The sequence below is a fragment of the Emticicia sp. TH156 genome (assembly GCF_002855535.1).
In the GTDB taxonomy this organism is placed as follows: domain Bacteria; phylum Bacteroidota; class Bacteroidia; order Cytophagales; family Spirosomataceae; genus Emticicia; species Emticicia fluvialis.
In genome coordinates this window covers 1-1,870 of sequence record NZ_PKRS01000035.1, presented here as the reverse complement: position 1 = coordinate 1,870, position 1,870 = coordinate 1, and the positions used below count along the sequence as shown (strand labels likewise).

Here is a 1,870-nt window from a genome sequence, read left to right as displayed (position 1 = left end):
CAAAGCTAAAAACCTCTACTGAATCTTTACTGTCATTTTTATAAAGTGTAATGCTTAAAGTATTTTTCTTTTTAACTATCCTATCACCTTTGTTAGTTTTACGATACAATTCATAGACACCGCCATCCATAAATCTTTTTTTCTCTTTTGCATTTTCAAATACCCACTTCCTATTTGGACCATCTTGCCATAGGGAATCAATCTTAATGTTAAATTCCTGGGCTTTTAAAGTAGAATTGTATTCAGAGCAATTAATCCCAATTCTACAACTGGTTAATGCAATTAAGAAAACTACAGTTATCTTTTTCATATTATTTAGTTGGTCTCTTTCTATAATCAAAAGTCCTTGCGCCAAAGCTAATTCTTCGCAAATTAAACGTACTTTCCTTTTCTTTATTTTGATATTCAAATCTCTTGAAGGCAGGGCTGTTTAATTATAATATCAGTTAAATGATTAATAAAAAGGCCACTCAATGAATAATTTATTGGATGGCCTTAAGCTAAAAACTCGTACCTAAATTTGTCAACTTATTTCAGGACGAGACACTTTCAAATAAGCTAAAATCCTTATACGGAACATTCTTTATCTAAATACCAATTTTCATCATAAACCTTATAGCTTTTTTTATTAATATCATCTAATGAATTGGTTTTCATCAGCTTTAAAAAATAGTAGGTACATCTATCATGCCATGGTATTGATAAATAAACATTTCCTACTTTATCGACTCTAAATGATAAAACATCAATATTATCATACAAGGCTATTAATTTTTCTATCTTAGTTTCCACTTCTTTCGACATCTTTTTTGTGCCGTTGCTTCCTACAAAATTTAAGTTACCACCCAAAAAGCTTCTTTTGATTTTGTAAGACTGGCTATTCATTTCAATAAAATAGACATCATTTCTTTTAGTTATTTGCACATCTTTATATAGTGCAAAATCCAATTTACTAATTGGATTAAATTTCAATTTTATGTCAGCATTTTTGTTTCTACAACTAAAAAAAATAAAAACAGAAAGTGCTATTAAATTAATGATTCTTTTCATCGTCTTAAATTCCTATATTTAAACATTTGAGCATGGAAAATGCCCATTTTTATCGAATTTTGATCATCCTTTGAGTCCCATTGAGAAGGATAACCATTTCTCCTTGGGTTTACAATGCTGTTAAAGTGAGCCCCAGCACTTAGTTCTGCATAGCCAAAACCAGCTGTATATCCAGTTGCTCCCCACAGATAATTTCCAAAATTTCCAAAGTTATGTGCTGTATGTTCCCCTTTAGGAAGAAACAACGTATTTGATTTTTCGCCATCAAACTTAGAATCTGGATATTTATCTTTAAGAATTGTAAAAGCATAATCAAAATCCTTACCTCCTTGACTTTGCCACGCAAAATTTACCATTCCAGTTTCAAATGCCCCCTGCTCTCGCATAAGAGATTGAATTTCATTATCACTTATTATTTCAAGATGATTTATTTGACCATCTCTAATCTGTTTGGAATCATTTACGGGGTCTGCAAAATCAAAGTATTCTCCATTCCAAACTTCTTGTTTCTTTTTCCCTTTTCCTATTGTTTGCATAGTTCCATATGAACCAACCTGACCACTTTGATCTGTATCAAACAAGCCTAAATAAGCACCAGTATTACTATCAAATCTATATGTGCTGTCGCCATTAATATCAATATTTGAAATTGGATTATTTAAAGCATAGTGATAACCTGAATGCGCATAATACTTTTCAGCAAATCTATCCACCCCATCAAACTGACGTGGTTCATTTTTAGTTTACACTTTTTGCGAATTATTAAAAGACAAATATTTACTTTTTGAACCTATTTTTTGGTAGTACAATTCTTCAAAAG

Annotated in this window: 3 protein-coding genes; all 3 read right to left on the bottom strand. The window is 30.8% G+C overall.

Features of this window, described 5'->3' with window-relative positions; all coding sequences use genetic code 11:
• On the bottom strand, window positions 1–409 hold a 409-nt coding region (locus tag C0V77_RS22865), incomplete at its 3' end, for a hypothetical protein (RefSeq protein ID WP_143706174.1).
• Between the two features lie 158 nt (window positions 410–567).
• Window positions 568–1,050 carry a hypothetical protein gene (locus C0V77_RS22860; protein ID WP_101728711.1) on the bottom strand — a complete coding sequence of 161 codons (483 nt, stop codon included), beginning with the start codon at window positions 1,048–1,050 and terminating at the stop codon, window positions 568–570.
• Window positions 1,047–1,763, bottom strand: coding sequence for a polymorphic toxin type 44 domain-containing protein (locus C0V77_RS22855; RefSeq protein WP_101728710.1), 717 nt, complete (start codon window positions 1,761–1,763; stop codon window positions 1,047–1,049). Before C0V77_RS22855 ends, C0V77_RS22860 begins: the two co-directional genes overlap by 4 nt.
• Window positions 1,764–1,870 lie beyond the last annotated feature (107 nt).